The organism is Enterobacter cloacae complex sp. IR5401 (assembly GCF_049238425.1).
In the GTDB taxonomy this organism is placed as follows: Bacteria; Pseudomonadota; Gammaproteobacteria; order Enterobacterales; family Enterobacteriaceae; genus Enterobacter; species Enterobacter hormaechei_C.
In genome coordinates, this window is sequence record NZ_JBMKHN010000004.1 from 166,026 (window position 1) to 181,829 (window position 15,804).

At 57.1% G+C, this 15,804-nt stretch carries 17 protein-coding genes; 11 read left to right on the plus strand and 6 right to left on the minus strand.

The genetic code is table 11. The features are described from left to right. Positions 1–113: 113 nt before the first annotated feature. The gene (gene ftrA, locus ACOTX1_RS08235) at positions 114–1,112 is read right to left on the minus strand and encodes a transcriptional regulator FtrA (protein ID WP_263522015.1); all 999 of its coding nucleotides are present in this window, start codon (positions 1,110–1,112) and stop codon (positions 114–116) included. Between the two features lie 73 nt (positions 1,113–1,185). Between ftrA and ACOTX1_RS08240 the strand changes: the two genes are divergently transcribed. From ACOTX1_RS08240 to zinT, 8 genes are all read left to right on the plus strand, one after another. Then, positions 1,186–1,596, plus strand: coding sequence for a rhodanese-like domain-containing protein (locus ACOTX1_RS08240; protein WP_003857206.1), 411 nt, complete (start codon positions 1,186–1,188; stop codon positions 1,594–1,596). A 156-nt stretch (positions 1,597–1,752) separates the two neighbouring features. Beyond that, positions 1,753–2,856, plus strand: a complete 1,104-nt coding sequence (locus tag ACOTX1_RS08245) for a cobalamin-independent methionine synthase II family protein (protein WP_023314139.1) — start codon at positions 1,753–1,755, stop codon at positions 2,854–2,856. Positions 2,857–3,056: 200 nt separating this feature from the next. After that, positions 3,057–4,328 carry an urea ABC transporter substrate-binding protein gene (gene urtA / locus ACOTX1_RS08250; RefSeq protein WP_023314140.1) on the plus strand — a complete coding sequence of 424 codons (1,272 nt, stop codon included), beginning with the start codon at positions 3,057–3,059 and terminating at the stop codon, positions 4,326–4,328. A 22-nt stretch (positions 4,329–4,350) separates the two neighbouring features. Next, complete coding sequence (gene urtB / locus ACOTX1_RS08255) at positions 4,351–5,925, plus strand: urea ABC transporter permease subunit UrtB (RefSeq protein ID WP_032667483.1); 1,575 nt, start codon at positions 4,351–4,353, stop codon at positions 5,923–5,925. Then, positions 5,925–6,998 (plus strand): urea ABC transporter permease subunit UrtC, encoded by a 1,074-nt coding sequence (gene urtC, locus ACOTX1_RS08260; protein ID WP_023314142.1) that lies wholly within the window; start codon positions 5,925–5,927, stop codon positions 6,996–6,998. Before urtB ends, urtC begins: the two co-directional genes overlap by 1 nt. Further along, positions 6,998–7,795 (plus strand): urea ABC transporter ATP-binding protein UrtD, encoded by a 798-nt coding sequence (urtD, locus tag ACOTX1_RS08265; RefSeq protein ID WP_015570541.1) that lies wholly within the window; start codon positions 6,998–7,000, stop codon positions 7,793–7,795. The genes urtC and urtD overlap by 1 nt, the downstream gene beginning before the upstream one ends. Positions 7,796–7,804: 9 nt before the next feature. Further along, a complete protein-coding gene (gene urtE, locus ACOTX1_RS08270; protein WP_023314143.1) occupies positions 7,805–8,503 on the plus strand; it encodes an urea ABC transporter ATP-binding subunit UrtE in 699 nt (232 codons plus the stop codon). A gap of 52 nt (positions 8,504–8,555) precedes the next feature. Further along, a complete protein-coding gene (gene zinT, locus ACOTX1_RS08275; protein WP_003857190.1) occupies positions 8,556–9,194 on the plus strand; it encodes a metal-binding protein ZinT in 639 nt (212 codons plus the stop codon). Positions 9,195–9,240: 46 nt separating this feature from the next. Here the strand turns inward: zinT and ydeE are convergent, their stop codons facing one another. Then, positions 9,241–10,458, minus strand: a complete 1,218-nt coding sequence (gene ydeE / locus ACOTX1_RS08280) for an efflux MFS transporter YdeE (RefSeq protein ID WP_003857189.1) — start codon at positions 10,456–10,458, stop codon at positions 9,241–9,243. Between the two features lie 193 nt (positions 10,459–10,651). Between ydeE and eamA the strand changes: the two genes are divergently transcribed. Beyond that, the gene (eamA, locus tag ACOTX1_RS08285; RefSeq protein WP_023314144.1) at positions 10,652–11,551 is read left to right on the plus strand and encodes an O-acetylserine/cysteine exporter; all 900 of its coding nucleotides are present in this window, start codon (positions 10,652–10,654) and stop codon (positions 11,549–11,551) included. Positions 11,552–11,589: 38 nt separating this feature from the next. On the opposite strand, the gene marB is transcribed toward eamA, so the two are convergent. The 3 genes from marB to marR are packed head-to-tail and all read right to left on the minus strand — an operon-like array spanning position 11,590 to position 12,673. Then, the gene (gene marB, locus ACOTX1_RS08290) at positions 11,590–11,805 is read right to left on the minus strand and encodes a multiple antibiotic resistance protein MarB (RefSeq protein ID WP_003857184.1); all 216 of its coding nucleotides are present in this window, start codon (positions 11,803–11,805) and stop codon (positions 11,590–11,592) included. A 32-nt stretch (positions 11,806–11,837) separates the two neighbouring features. Next, positions 11,838–12,218 carry an MDR efflux pump AcrAB transcriptional activator MarA gene (gene marA / locus ACOTX1_RS08295; protein ID WP_001303241.1) on the minus strand — a complete coding sequence of 127 codons (381 nt, stop codon included), beginning with the start codon at positions 12,216–12,218 and terminating at the stop codon, positions 11,838–11,840. Between the two features lie 20 nt (positions 12,219–12,238). After that, complete coding sequence (gene marR, locus ACOTX1_RS08300; RefSeq protein WP_023314145.1) at positions 12,239–12,673, minus strand: multiple antibiotic resistance transcriptional regulator MarR; 435 nt, start codon at positions 12,671–12,673, stop codon at positions 12,239–12,241. A gap of 256 nt (positions 12,674–12,929) precedes the next feature. On the opposite strand from marR, the gene ACOTX1_RS08305 reads away from it, so the two are divergent. Beyond that, complete coding sequence (locus ACOTX1_RS08305) at positions 12,930–13,595, plus strand: MarC family NAAT transporter (protein WP_003857180.1); 666 nt, start codon at positions 12,930–12,932, stop codon at positions 13,593–13,595. 43 nt (positions 13,596–13,638) lie between these two features. Here ACOTX1_RS08305 and ACOTX1_RS08310 read toward each other — a convergent pair whose 3' ends face one another. Beyond that, positions 13,639–14,835: a sugar transporter gene (locus ACOTX1_RS08310; protein ID WP_023314146.1), complete on the minus strand. Its 1,197-nt coding sequence runs from the start codon at positions 14,833–14,835 to the stop codon at positions 13,639–13,641. A gap of 176 nt (positions 14,836–15,011) precedes the next feature. Here ACOTX1_RS08310 and ACOTX1_RS08315 point away from each other — a divergent pair, with 176 nt between their 5' ends. Continuing rightward, positions 15,012–15,800, plus strand: a complete 789-nt coding sequence (locus ACOTX1_RS08315; protein WP_023314147.1) for a PhzF family phenazine biosynthesis protein — start codon at positions 15,012–15,014, stop codon at positions 15,798–15,800. The last annotated feature ends 4 nt before the right edge of the window (positions 15,801–15,804 follow it).

A 15,804-nucleotide genomic window follows, 5' to 3' on the forward strand; every position in this document is an offset into this window, starting at 1 on the left:
GTAGATTGCTGGTGATCCACATCCCGGTAGGGAATACCGGAGCGTAGATACCAAAATACAAATCTATCCATGCAAGCATTTACCGCCAGATTATGGCGGTTTTTTTTGCCCGTTTATCGTACCGGCTGTAAAAATTGTTTGCGATATTGCGCGGGCGAAAGCGCAAATTGCTGCCGGAAATGGTGGCGCAGCGTGGCGCTTTGTCCAAATCCGGTTTGTTCCGCAATATTATCAATGCTGAGCCGACTGTTTTCGAGATAATCTTTTGCCCGCTGCAATCGCGCAGTCAATAACCAGCGCGCGGGCGTTGTCCCGGTCGCGTCCTGGAAACGGCGCAGAAAGGTGCGTTGACTCATACCCACCCGCAGGGCCAGCGATTCGACGGTATGGGAAACGGCCAGATGCTGGTGAAGATAATCGAACAGCTGGCCCAGGCGCTGGCTCTCCCGCAACTGAGCCACCGGTCGGCTAAGTTGCTGGGTTTGCGAGCCGTCCCGATGGGGCGGGATCACCAGTCGACGCGCCACGCGGTTTGCTGCCTCCATACCGTAATTCCGGCGCACCACGTGCAGACACAGATCAATCCCCGCGGCGCTGCCGGCGGAAGTGAGAATATCGCCTTCGTCCTGGTAGAGCACATCTTCGACCACGGTGATGGCGGGAAAGCGTGTTTTCAGAGCTTGCGTGTAGCGCCAGTGGGTGGTTGCCTTCCGCCCGTTAAGCAGGCCTGAGGCTGCCAGAACGAAAACGCCAGAACAGATCGAGAGTAGCTGGCAGCCGCGGGCATGCGCCGCGCGGAGCGCCTGGCAGAGCGCTTCGGGTACGGGTTCATCCAGCCCTCGCCAGCCGGGTACAACAACCAGATCCGCCGTTTCAAGCAGACGCAGATCGCCGTCGGCCAGAATACGGATCCCGCCCGTTGCCCGGAGCTCGCCGCCATCCACGCTCGCCACGGCGAACTGATACCAGTCATCGCCCATCTCCGGGCGCGGCAAGCCAAAGATTTCTACCGCCACGCCAAACTCAAAGGTACATAAACCGTCATATGCCAGCACGACCGCGCGCGGCGAGGGATGTCTTAAGTTTGTCATCTTTTTGCTGTTTTCTGGCATAGGCGGACGCATTCATGTTCTGAATTAAGGGATAGAGTAGTGTTAACACAAACACCACAAATGAGGAAGATTCATGAGCTATGTTACTGAATTTCCGGCTGCTGAGCCGCAGGAAGCCGTGGGGCATTTTCTGCGTCGTCTGAGCGTCGAGACGGACTGCGCCGATGTCCATCACGCGGTATCCAGCGGTGAGCAGGACTTTGTTCTGCTGCACGTTGTCGGGAAGCCTGAACATTTTGCCCGGCGGCATCTGCCCGGCGCGCTGCATTTACCCTGGAGCCAGATCACCGCCGAGCGGATGACAGCGTGGCCAGAGGGCACGCTGTTTGTCGTCTATTGTGCAGGCCCGCACTGCAACGGGGCGGACAGGGCGGCGCTGAAGCTGGCGCGTCTGGGTCTGCCGGTTAAGATTATGCTCGGGGGCATGACCGGCTGGGAAGATGAGCGGTTCGCGTTTGCAGGATCTTCATCGCCCGCCCTGTGAACATGAATTTATTTCATCACAGATGAAATTTTCTCGTTTGTCGGCGGCGAGCCGGTATGACATCTTTTTAGGACGTTTAGACATCCAGAAGTCTAAATGTTCAAGAGATGAATTATCACTGTGGGCAATTAACGCCGACAGACAGAGGAGATTTCCATGCAGCGACACCACGCCCCGTACCGCGCCGATGTAGTCGGCAGTTTTTTACGCCCGGACTCTGTTAAACAGGCCCGTCTGCAATTTGCCAGCGGTGAGATCGATGCCGGTCAGCTTCGCGCGGTTGAGGACGAGGCCATTCGCCATGTTGTCGAACAGCAGTGCGCCTGCGGTCTGCATGTGGTAACGGACGGTGAATTCCGCCGCGCCTGGTGGCACTTTGACTTCTTTGACGGGCTACAGGGCGTAGAGCGTTATGATTCGCAGCAGGGCATTCAGTTCAACGGGGTGCAGACCAAAGCCCACGGCGTGCGCGTAACGGGCAAACTGGGCTTCGGCGATCATCCTATGCTGGAAGATTTTCGCTACCTCAAAAGCATCAGCGGTAACGCACAGCCGAAGATGACCATTCCGAGCCCGAGCGTGCTGCACTTCCGCGGTGGCCGCAAGGATATTGATGCCACGGTCTACCCGGATCTGAAGGATTACTTTGACGATCTGGCGACAACCTGGCGCGATGCCATTCGGGCCTTTTACGATGCAGGCTGCCGCTATCTGCAACTGGATGATACCGTCTGGGCCTACCTTTGTTCAGAAGACCAGCGCCGCCAGATCCGCGAGCGCGGTGACGATGCAGACGAACTTGCCCGAACCTATGCCCGGGTGCTGAATAAGGCGCTGGAGGGCAAACCGGACGACCTGACCATCGGGCTGCACGTCTGCCGCGGCAACTTCCGCTCAACCTGGATTTCCGAAGGCGGCTATGAGCCGGTGGCGGAGGTGCTGTTCGGCACGGTGAACGTCGACGCGTTCTTCCTGGAGTACGACAACGACCGTAGCGGCGACTTTGCGCCACTGCGTTTTGTGCGCCCGGGTAAACAGCAGGTGGTGCTGGGGCTGATCACCACCAAGCACGGTGAACTGGAGAACCCGGAAGGGGTGAAAGCGCGTCTGGAAGAGGCTGCGCGCTACGTGGCGAAAGAGCAGATTTGCCTCAGCCCGCAGTGCGGATTTGCCTCCACGGAAGAGGGTAACAGCCTGAGCGAAGCCCAGCAGTGGGATAAAATTCGCCTGGTGACGCAAATCGCCAGCGACGTCTGGTAACGCCGTTCACAGCGCTGCATTATTACAGTGCAGCGCTGTACCATTCTGAGTCGTTTACCGTAAATCCTCTCTTCGAACCCGTTTAAATCCTGCCTCTGCAACCTGGCACCCTTTTTGCTCTCCTGAAACTGACGTTACTTTTTCTGCGTCCGGGCGGTAACGGACGTCTTCGCACAGCTTTCTTTTTCAGGAGTGAAAATATGCACCGTCGTACCTTTATAAAAGCGTTCGCCTTGTCCGCCTCCGTGGTCGCCATGGGGGTCAGTTTTGGCGTCCAGGCCGCAGAGACCATTAAAGTCGGGATCATGCACTCACTCTCCGGCACGATGGCCATTTCAGAAACGCCCCTGAAAGATGTCGCCCTGATGACCATCGATGAAATTAACGCCAAAGGCGGCGTGCTCGGGAAAAAGCTGGAGCCGGTGGTGGTTGACCCGGCCTCCAACTGGCCGCTGTTTGCCGAAAAGGCCCGCCAGCTTCTGAGCCAGGATAAGGTCGCCGTGGTGTTTGGCTGCTGGACCTCCGTATCGCGTAAATCGGTTCTGCCGATTTTTGAGGAGCTGAACGGTTTGCTGTTCTATCCGGTGCAGTACGAAGGTGAAGAGATGTCACCTAACGTCTTCTATACCGGCGCGGCGCCTAACCAGCAGGCGATCCCGGCGGTGGAGTACCTGATGAGCGAGGACGGCGGCAGCGCGAAACGCTTCTTCCTGCTGGGAACGGACTACGTTTACCCGCGCACCACGAACAAGATCCTGCGCGCCTTCCTGCACTCGAAAGGCGTGGAAGATAAAGATATTGAAGAGGTCTACACCCCGTTTGGTCATAGCGATTACCAGACCATCGTCGCCAGTATCAAGAAATTCTCTGCGGGCGGTAAAACGGCGGTGGTCTCCACCATCAACGGTGATTCCAACGTGCCTTTCTATAAAGAGCTGGCGAACCAGGGGCTGAAAGCCACGGACGTGCCGGTTGTGGCGTTCTCGGTGGGCGAGGAGGAACTGCGCGGCATTGATACCAAACCGCTGGTGGGTAACCTGGCGGCGTGGAACTACTTTGAATCCGTCGATAACCCGACCAACCAGACCTTTGTCGCGGCCTACAAAGCTTACGCGAAAGCCCATAAGCTGCCGAATGCCGATACCGTCGTCACCAACGATCCGATGGAAGCGACCTATGTCGGCCTGCATATGTGGGCGCAGGCGGTTGAAAAAGCGGGGACAACCAACGTGGACAAAGTGCGCGCGGCAATGGCGGGCCAGTCGTTCAACGCGCCATCCGGCTTTACGCTGACCATGGATGCCACCAACCACCACCTGCATAAGCCCGTCATGATTGGTGAAATCGAAGGCAACGGCCAGTTCAACGTCGTCTGGCAAACCGAACAGCCGGTACGCGCTCAGCCGTGGAGCCCGTTTATCGCCGGGAATGACAAAAAGCCTGACCAGCCGATGAAAACCGCCAGCAACTAAGCCACCACCAGGGAGAGACGTCATGAACGCCATGCGCATGATGATTGCGATTGTGTGGCTTACCGGACTGCTGCCAGGGATGGCGCAGGCATCGGATGCCGATGATTTCGTTGCCGCTAGCCGCAGCCAGCAAACCTCCATGCTGACCCGCTGGGCAGCCACGCCGGAACCTGCACGCTTGCCGCTGCTTAAAGCGCTGCAACAAGAGAACCTCTACACCGACAGCCAGAAGAAGGCTTTTACCCGCATCGACGGTGAAATGGTGGCCCTGGGCGCGGCAAAGAGCGCCGAAGGAACGACCAAAGCCGTGCGACTGACCAACCGGCTGCGCGTGTTAACCGTCACGGCGCTGGCGACGCATCAGCTTGTCAGTGACAGTGTCACCGAAAGACGTCATGCCGCGCGGCAGCTTCAGCGTGACGCCCAGCCGGATATGCTCGGGTTTCTGCAACAGCGGGCTAATCGCGAAACGGACGACGTCACCCGACAGTCGCTGAGGCTGGCGCTGGCAAATCTTCAGCTGGCGAGTCCGCAGGCGGAAACGCGCCTTAACGCGGTTGAACTGCTGGGACAGTCTGACGATCCGGACGTGCAGGCCACGCTGACGCCATTCACCCGGGCGCAAACCGAGCCGGACGCACGGGTACGTGCCGCCGCCGCTGAGAGCCTGGACCGTATTCAGCACCGGCTGATGTGGGGCGAACTGCTGGGGCAGGCCTTCATGGGCCTGTCGTTGGGATCGGTACTCTTGCTGGCCGCGCTCGGGCTGGCTATCACCTATGGTCTGCTGGGGGTGATTAACATGGCCCACGGCGAAATGCTGATGCTCGGGGCGTATGCCACCTGGATGGTGCAGCAGGTTATGGCGCAGTGGATGCCTCAGTGGCTGGCGTTCTATCCGGTGGTGGCGCTGCCGGTGGCGTTTTGCCTGACGGCAGGTATCGGGATGGTGCTGGAGCGCACGGTGATCCGCCATCTGTATGGCCGCCCGCTGGAAACCCTGCTCGCCACCTGGGGGATCAGCCTGATGCTTATCCAGCTGGTCCGCATGACCTTTGGCGCCCAGAACCTTGAGGTCGCTAACCCGGCCTGGCTGTCCGGCGGGGTGCAGGTTTTCGCCAACCTGACGCTGCCCTGGAACCGTATTGTGGTGCTCGGCTTTGTACTGCTGGTGCTGTTCTTCACCTGGCTCATTCTGAACAAAACGGGTCTGGGTCTGAACGTGCGGGCGGTGACGCAAAACCGCAGCATGGCGGCCTGCTGCGGCGTTCCCACCGGACGGGTAGATATGCTGGCGTTTGGCCTCGGGTCCGGCATTGCCGGGCTGGGCGGCGTGGCGTTATCCCAACTGGGGAACGTGGGACCGGAGCTGGGCCAGGGTTACATCATCGATTCATTCCTGGTGGTGGTGCTCGGCGGCGTCGGCCAGCTGGCCGGTAGCGTCGCGGCGGCCTTTGGTCTGGGGATCTTCAATAAAATTCTTGAACCGCAGATGGGTGCCGTGCTGGGCAAGATACTGATTCTGGTGGCGATCATTCTGTTTATCCAGAAACGTCCGCAGGGGTTATTCGCACTTAAAGGGAGGGTGACAGACTGATGAGCCAGCCATTGACCTTAACACTGGCGCGCAGGGCACCGCGCACCACGCAAATCTTCGGCAGTCTGCTGGTTGCGGCGCTGCTGGTGCTGCCTTTTCTCGCGCTGTTACCCGCAACGCATCCGCTGGCCGTTTCTACGTGGATGTTGACGCTCATCGGCAAGATCCTCTGCTACGCAGTTGTCGCCGTGGCACTCGATCTGGTCTGGGGCTATGCCGGTATGCTCTCGCTGGGGCACGGCATATTCTTCGCCCTGGGCGGCTATGCGATGGGCATGTACCTGATGCGCCAGGCGGCCGGGGATGGGCTGCCCGCGTTTATGTCGTTTCTCTCGTGGAGCGAACTGCCCTGGTTCTGGTGGGGAACGCAGCATTTTGCCTGGGCTCTGGTGTTAATTGTGACGATCCCCGGCCTGCTGGCGCTGGTCTTCGGCTGGTTTGCTTTCCGCTCGAAGATCAAAGGGGTCTATTTCTCCATCATGACCCAGGCGCTGACCTATGCGGGCATGCTGCTGTTCTTTCGCAACGAAACCGGCTTTGGCGGCAATAACGGCTTTACCGGCTTTACCACGCTGCTCGGGTTTTCCGTCACGGCGACTACCACGCGGATCGCGCTGTTTCTCGCAACGGTCATGCTGCTGCTGCTGGCCCTGGGCACAGGCTACGCGCTGGCGAAGAGTAAATTTGGCCGCATTTTAACGGCGGTGCGCGATGCGGAAAACCGTCTGACGTTCTGCGGCTACGATCCGCGCGGTTTCAAGCTGCTGGTCTGGACGCTTTCCGCCGTGCTGTGTGGCCTGGCGGGGGCGCTGTACGTTCCGCAGGTGGGTATTATCAACCCGGGTGAAATGTCGCCGACCAACTCGATTGAAGCGGCCATCTGGGTGGCGCTGGGCGGCCGCGGCACGCTGGTGGGCCCGGTGATGGGCGCGGCGCTCGTCAACGGTGCGAAGAGCTTTTTCACCGTGGCGATGCCGGAGTACTGGCAGCTGTTTCTGGGGCTGATTTTCATCGCCGTGACGCTGTTTTTACCACGCGGCGTGTTCGGTCTGTTTCGTAAGGGAGAGAATTAATGCAGCCCTCTGAAGGACTCTTTACCCGCCAGCTACCGGGCGATCGTTACCGTGAGCAGACCGATCCGGTGTTGCAGCTCGAGGCCATTAACGTCAGTTTCGACGGTTTTCAGGCGTTGACCGATCTTTCGCTGAATATCGGCGTCGGAGAATTGCGCTGCATCATTGGCCCTAACGGCGCCGGTAAAACCACGCTGATGGACGTGATCACCGGCAAAACCCGGCCAAAAAGCGGGAAAGCTATTTACGATCAGTCCATCGATCTGACAGCCCTGGAACCGGCGGCCATCGCCCGTCAGGGCATTGGCCGTAAGTTCCAGAAGCCGACCGTGTTTGAAGCGCTGACCGTAGGGGAAAACCTCGAAATCGCCATGAAAGCCGACAGGTCCGTCTGGGCGAGCCTGCGGGCCACGCTCAGCGGCGAGCAGCGCGACCGCATTGACGAGATGCTGGTTTTGCTGCGGCTTGGCAGTGAGCGCGATCGCCGTGCCGGACTGCTTTCCCACGGACAGAAGCAGTTTCTGGAGATCGGCATGCTGCTGGTGCAGGACCCGCACCTGTTGCTGCTGGACGAACCCGCCGCCGGTATGACCGACGCAGAGACGGAATACACAGCCGAGCTGTTCCGAACCCTGGCAGGCAAGCATTCGCTGATGGTGGTTGAGCACGATATGGGCTTCGTCGAGACCATCGCCGACCACGTCACGGTGCTGCATCAGGGGCGGGTACTGGCGGAAGGTTCGCTTCGCGAGGTACAGGCCAATGAACAGGTAATTGACGTCTATCTGGGACGTTAAGGAGAGGGGATGTTACAGGTTTGCGAACTGAATCAGTACTACGGCGGAAGTCATATTCTGCGCGGGGTGAGCTTTGAGGCGGTCGTCGGGGAAGTTACCTGCCTGCTGGGGCGCAACGGGGTGGGCAAAACCACGCTGCTGAGGTGCCTGATGGGGCTGATCCCGGTGAAAGCCGGGGAGGTCGTCTGGCAGGGAAAGACCATCACTCACAGTAAACCGCACCAGCGAGTGCAGTCCGGCGTGGCGTATGTTCCGCAGGGGCGGGAGATTTTTCCGCGTCTGACCGTAGAAGAAAACCTGCTGATGGGGCTGTCGCGCTTCTCAGCGGGAAACGCAAGAAGCGTACCGGAGGAGATTTGGCAGCTTTTCCCGGTGCTGAAGGAGATGAAGCACCGAGGCGGAGGCGATCTTTCCGGTGGTCAGCAACAGCAGCTGGCGATTGGTCGCGCGCTGGCGAGCCGTCCACAGTTACTGATTCTGGATGAACCCACGGAAGGTATTCAGCCGTCGGTGATTAAAGAGATTGGGCAGGTGATCCGCAGCCTGGCGAACCGGGGGGATATGGCGATCCTGCTGGTGGAGCAATTTTATGATTTTGCGGCAGAGCTGGCCGACAGCTATCTGGTGATGTCGCGCGGCAGCATCGTCCAGCAGGGGCGCGGGGAGAATATGGAGCAGGAGGGCGTTCGCGGGCTGGTTGCGATCTGAAATGTTATAATATAACATCCCTGTTCTTATAAAACGGAATGAGGATTTTGCTGTGGCTGCACAACCTGGAAAAATTGCGCTGACTTTGGGAACGCTGCTGGTAAGCGGCTCGCTTTTTGCCCATTCGCACGGTCATCAGATGACGGAGGCGGAACAGAAGGCGGCAAACGGCGTCTTTGAGGATAAAGACGTCAGGGACAGGAAGCTGTCTGACTGGGACGGAACCTGGCAGTCTGTTTACCCGTTCCTGCTTGATGGTTCGCTGGATCCGGTTTTCGAAAAGAAAGCGCAGAAGGGAGAAAAATCTGCTGCCGAGGTGAAGGCCTACTACCGCAAGGGTTACGCGACGGACGTGGACGCCATCGGCATTGAAAACAACGTGATGGAATTCCACCGAGGCAAAACGGTGAGCAGCTGCCGCTACGACTACAGCGGCTACAAAATTCTGACCTATGCGTCGGGGAAAAAAGGTGTGCGCTACCTGTTTGAATGCAAGGATAACGCGAGCGAGGCGCCTAAGTTTGTGCAGTTCAGCGACCATATCATCGGGCCGAAAGCCTCTTCACACTTCCATATCTTTATGGGCAACACCTCCCACGAGGCGCTGCTGAAAGAGATGGATAACTGGCCGACCTACTACCCGAATGAGATGTACAAAGAGCAGGTGGTGGAGGAGATGTTGCACCACTAAGGTGTTGGTTTTGCCGGGGGGCGGCTTCGCCTTACCCGGCCTGGGATTAGGGTTTTCCAGGTCGGGTAAGCGCAGCGCTACTCGACACGCTATCTTCACTTTTCACGCGCATCCCGCGCAATATCATCAGCCAGGCCGCAATGATGGCGGCCATCATAATGATAAATAATGACCAGTGCGGCAGATGGGTCAGGATGAGCCCGGTGATCATCGGGTTCGCCGCCGCGCCCAGCCAGCCCAGCGCTTGTGCGGAGAAGTAGCTCGCCTTCATGCCCGGCGGGGCGATATTGTCGATCAGCATGTATTCACCCGGTGCATAAATAACCTCACCCAGGGTGAAAATCGCTGCCGCGATCCCCCAGTAAATCAGGTTCTCGCCGGAAAGCATAAACCCCCCCAGCCCGAGGATGAAAAAAAGCGTCGCGGCGGTCATTAGCGGACGGATATTGCTGGCGGTGATCTTCCGTCCAAGCGCATATTGCAGGGTGACGACCACCGCCGCGTTGACGGGCAGCACAACGGCCACCACCTTTTCTGCGAAATCACTGTCCGCATGTGCGGCGAGGACATACTGGGAAATGCAGGTGGCGAACGATCCACCCACATACGACGCCAGCAGCCCGGAGAGCGTGTACCAGAACAGCGCCCGGTCTTTCAGCAGCACCGAGGGTTGCCATGGCATTTTCTCCTCAGGGCTGTCCGAGGCTATGCTTTTCTGCACAAAGAAATGGATAAACCCGAGCGGCAGTGCGGCGCAGAAGGCCGCCAGCCAGAACGGCAGTTGCAGGCTGTACATCACAAGCAGGGTGCCGATCGGCGGCCCGATCGTCCAGCCGATGTTCAGGAAACTGTAGTTGAGTGAGAAAACGCGCGCCTTTTCGCTGGAGGTCAGCACGTCGGCAAACCATGCTTTCAGCACCGTTGAGAAGACGGAATAGGCGCAGTTAATCAGGGCAAAGAACAGCACTACCAGCGTCACGTTATTCACCAGCGGAATGGCCACAAACCCGGCGATAAAGGCGACGATGGCGATCAGCATATAGCGTTTTTTGTCGAATTTATCCGCCAGGATGCCAAACCCCAGGCTAAACACCACGCCAATGGTCAACGCCACGGTAAGGGCATAGCCAATATTCTCCACGCTCATATCGTACACGCGTGTGAGATATATGGTCATAAAGGGCAGCGTTGCCCCGCGGCCAATTGTTAATAACAATGACGATGCCAGCAGCGCTGCGGTTGAGCGCCTGATTGATGGTTTCATTTTCCTGCCCGACAAATGCTTATGCTTTTTTTGTTGTGTTATTACAGGATTATCATGGGATCGGCAGCTTGTATAGCACCCAATTTATCCGCAAGTGCTTCTCTTCAGTACCAGAATTAATGATCTTCTCGCGGGGCTATTTTTTCTGTTACCTTGTGGTGTTTACAAAATTTTAATATTTCAGGGGCGGAAAATGACGCGGAAAGACGGGCTGTTAGCGTTGCTGGTTGTCGTGGTGTGGGGACTCAATTTTGTGGTCATCAAAATGGGGTTGCACAACATGCCTCCACTGATGCTGGCGGGTCTGCGCTTCCTGCTGGTGGCGTTTCCGGCGCTGCTGTTCGTCGCCCGCCCGAAAATTCCCCTCAAGCTGCTGCTGGGCTACGGCCTCACCATCAGCTTTGGTCAGTTTGCGTTTCTTTTTTGCGCTATTAAATTCGGTATGCCTGCGGGCCTGGCTTCGCTGGTGCTTCAGGTGCAGGCGTTCTTTACCATCATTCTCGGCGCGTTTGTCTTTGGCGAACGCTTGCAGGGCAAGCAGCTGGCGGGCATTAGCCTTGCGGTCTTTGGCGTGCTGGTGCTGATTGAAGGCAGCCTCAACGGTCAGCATGTCGCGCTGCTGGGCTTTATGCTCACCCTGGCGGCGGGGCTGAGCTGGGCGTGCGGCAATATCTTTAACAAGCTGATAATGCAGCACGAGGCGCGTCCGGCGGTCTTATCGCTGGTGGTCTGGAGCGCGTTGATCCCCATCGTGCCGTTTATGGCCGCGTCATTTATTCTGGAGGGGCCGCAGGCGATGCTGAAAAGCCTGGTGGAGATCGACCTGACGACTATTTTGTCGCTGATCTACCTGGCGTTCGTTGCCTCAATCATTGGCTATGGTATCTGGGGATCGCTGCTCGGACGCTATGAAACCTGGCGCGTGGCGCCGTTATCGCTGCTGGTACCGGTGGTCGGGCTTGCCAGCGCCGCACTGTTGCTGGATGAAACGCTCAGCGCGCTGCAATTGTGTGGCGCAGGGCTGATTATGGCCGGGCTGTATATCAACGTCTTTGGCTTGCGGGTGCGTCGGGCGACGCGGGTGCAGAGTTAAGGCAGAAAAAAGCCCCGCATTAGCGGGGCAAAAACGAATTACAGGTCGTGGTTGTAATACGGCACGCCTAATTCGTCGGATTTGTCGCTGCCAGCGCCCATGTGATTGAAGTCCCAGGGCGACTGGTTTTGCGTGGACGGCATAATCATGGTGTCGCGATTATTTTGCTGACCCGCACTGGGGGTTTGCTCCGCGAAGCTCTGGCCGGAAACCAGCACCAGCAAGGTGAGGGCGGCGGAGGCGATAAATTTCATGATTTCCTCGGTTACGTCTTAACAGGCGATGATTAACTGCAATGTTTTAGTGGATACAGATAACGGGATTCACCCGGCATACTGGTAATACGGTACTTATGAGGCGGCACGTCAAAGTAGTTCTTGAACGTACGCGTCAGGGTTTGTTGCGATTCAAATCCGTAACGTTCCGCCAGATAGAGGATCGGCTCATTGCTTTCTTTCAGTTTTTGGGCAATCTCCGTCAGCTTGCGGCTGCGAATATATTGTCCTAATGAATGGCCGGTCTCTTTTTTAAACATCCGTTGCAGGTGCCATTTTGAGTAACCTGAACGCTCAGACACTTTCTCAAGGGAGAGCGGAGATTCCAGGTTATCTTCGATCCAGTCCAAAATGCTATGAATGGTGATAGCGTCAGTATTGCGTCTGGACATCGTCATACCTCTTTTTCTGTTTACGGCAGGATTTTCTTGAGTAAGAGCTCAAGCGTTGCCACTTCATCTGCCGATAAGTTTTTTGTCAGTTCCTGGTGCAGTGTTTGTCCTACTAATTGATGACATTGCTCACACATGGCCGCGCCATCGCTGGTCAGTTTCACCAGTACGCCACGTTTGTCATTTGGGTTAGGGCTTCGTTCTACCCATCCTTTACAGACGAGACGATCCAGCATGCGGGTTAACGCACCCAGATCGACAGAGAGCACCTTTTTCAGCTCAACCGGCGTGATACACACTTCGCAGCGAATGGAACACAGCACTTTAAACTGTGTTGCGGTGATATCCAGCGGTGACAGATAGTCATTGAGCAGGCGATCTTTTTTCTGATTAACCATATGAATAAGACGACCCAGTGGGATTATGTCGTTAAAGAGGTCACTGGTGCTTTTCACAATGGTTGCCCTGGCAAGTAGTTTAGTCACGGCAGATATTATTGCTCAGGCAAGTATAAGTCAACTGAATGAATCGGCCGATGCCACGAAATGCTAAAACGCTTCAGGAACTCATTCTGTACGCTTTTAAATCATACAGATAATCTGGGGTTATGAATTACGCGAGACAATTATGGTTACGCTGCGCGGATGGCTACGGACGAGGATTTGCCCCTATAATTGCGATGTTGAATAAGGATAAGGACTGCGGTGCATTATGTTGGATTTGATTAAAGCAGTGGGGCTTGGGCTGGTGGTGTTGCTGCCGCTGGCGAACCCGTTAACGACGGTGGCGCTTTTTCTGGGGCTGGCGGGGAACATGAACAGCGCGGAGCGCAATCAGCAGTCGATGATGGCCTCTGTGTACGTCTTTGCCATAATGATGGTGGCTTATTACGCCGGGCAACTGGTGATGAATACCTTTGGTATTTCGATTCCCGGTCTGCGTATCGCTGGCGGGCTGATCGTGGCCTTTATTGGTTTCCGGATGCTGTTCCCGGCGCACAAAGCGCACGAATCCCCGGAAGCCAAAAGCAAATCGGAGGAGCTTGAAAGCGAACCGAGCGCCAACATCGCGTTTGTGCCGTTAGCCATGCCGAGCACGGCAGGGCCGGGAACGATTGCGATGATCATCAGTTCCGCCTCAACGGTGCGTGATGGGTCGACATTTCCGCACTGGGTTATCACCGTTGCGCCGCCGATCATTTTTGCGCTTATTGCCATTATTGTCTGGGGGTCATTGCGCAGTTCCGGGGCGATTATGCGCTGGGTGGGCAAGGGGGGGATTGAAGCTATCTCCCGTCTGATGGGCTTCCTGCTGGTCTGTATGGGCGTGCAGTTTATTATTAACGGCGTGCTGGAGATTGTTAAGACGTATCATTGAGAACGTTGCCGGGTAAGCGCAGAGCCACCCGGCACAACAAACGTCAACCGTGGCTGGTCTGTTCTTCCATCGCGACCGGCCATTTACGGAAGATAAGCACCGACCAGATCAGCGCGATCAGCGCCGGAATCGCCCCGAGATAGCCAATGGCCGACATCGATACATGCAGGCTGATCTGATTGCCCACCAGCGCACCGGCGCCAATCCCCAGATTAAAAATCCCGGAGAAGAGCGACATCGCTACGTCCGTGGCGTCCGGGGCCAGCGCCAGCACTTTGACCTGCATTCCCAGACCAATAATCATGATCGCCACGCCCCAGAACAGACTGAGGATCGCCAGATAACTCTCGCTGCCTGCCGCAGGCATCAGCAACAGCAGACATGCCAGCAGCAGGCCAATCGCACTGCTTACAAGCGCAGACGCATGCTGATTGCCCAGCTTCCCGAACAGGATGCTGCCGATAATCCCCGCGCCGCCCAGGATCAGCAGCAGAACGGTGGCAAAGTTAGCGCTAAAGCCCGCCACAACCTGAACAAACGGCTCAATATAGCTGTAGGCCGTGTAATGGGCGGTCACCACAATCACGGTCAGCAAATAGATGCTCATCAGCGCCGGTCGACGCATCAGCAGCGGAAGACTTTTCAGCGAGCCGGAGTGTTCGCTGGGCAGTTTTGGCAGCAGTTTGATCAGACACACCAGGGTGATCAGCGCCCCCATGCCGATGGCAAAGAAGGTGGTGCGCCAGCCGAAGTATTGACCCACAATGCGCCCGATCGGCAGGCCTAACACCATCGCCAGCGCCGTTCCGGTGGCAATCAGGCTCAGCGCCTGGGCGCGTTTCCCCGCCGGGGCCAGACGAATGGCGAGCGATGCGGTGATCGACCAGAAAACGGCATGGGCAAACGCGATGCCGACGCGGCTGATGACCAGCACGGTGAAGTTCCATGCCATAAATGACAGCACATGGCTGGCAATGAACACCACAAACAGCCCAATCAGCAGCTTACGACGTTCCATCTGGCTGGTCAGCAGCATAAACGGCAGCGACATCAGCGCTACCACCCATGCATAGATGGTCAGCATAATGCCAACCTGTGCCGTTTCCATATGGAAGCTGGCTGCAATGTCGGACAGCAGCCCAACCGGAACAAATTCCGTGGTGTTGAAAATAAACGCTGCGATGGCGAGCGTGACCACGCGTAGCCACGCGACCCTGCGGGAAACCGTGTGTGTTGTCATAGGGATATCTGGGATTCGTTGCCTGAAAGATGAGGAGACGATCTTAAAGCCTTAAACGGCGAAAACTCAACCGTTATGTGATATGAATCACAAAATTTACCTTCATGCAGCGGTAGCGAACGCGGTTGTTTTCATTGAAGATAAAGAACAACACAACAAAAACAGGCGGTAACACAATGCAGGAGATTGATTTTTATCTGGTAGATGCGTTCAGCGCGTCCTCTTTTGGCGGCAACCCGGCGGCGGTGTGCCCCCTCGACGCGTGGCTACCGGATGAGACGTTACTGCGGATGGCACAACAGCATAACCAGTCGGAAACCGCGTTTTTTGTGTGTACCAAAGGGGGGATCGAGTTGCGCTGGTTCACCACGCTAACCGAGGTTAATCTGTGTGGTCACGCGACGCTTGCCGCGGCGTATGTTCTGTTTAACGAACTGGATTATCCGGACTCACGCCTTCATTTTGACACTGCCTCTGGTCGCCTGACCGTCAGCCGTGAAGGTGACTGGATGACGCTGGACTTCCCGGCCTGCCCGACGCAGGCACAGACGCCGCCACCGGAGTTGCTCACCGCACTCGGTATCACCCGCTACGTCGAGGCGCGAAAAGGCCGCGCCTGGGTGCTGGTACTGGAGAGCCGCGAGCAGGTGGAAGCCATTAATCCGGATTTCTCCGCCATGACGCCGGGGGAGCATAAAGTGGCCGTCACCGCCCGGGACGAAGGAGAATACGACTTTATCAGTCGTTTCTTCTCGCCGGGCGTGGCCGTGCCGGAAGATCCTGTCACCGGCTCCGCGCACACCATGCTGATCCCTTACTGGAGTGAACGGCTTGGCAAAACACAGATGTTTGCCCGCCAGGTTTCCGCCCGTGGAGGAGACGTACGCTGCGAACTCAAGGGCGACCGCGTGCGGATGGGCGGGCAGGCGGCGCTGTATCTGAAGGGCACAGTATTTCTGCGCTGAATAA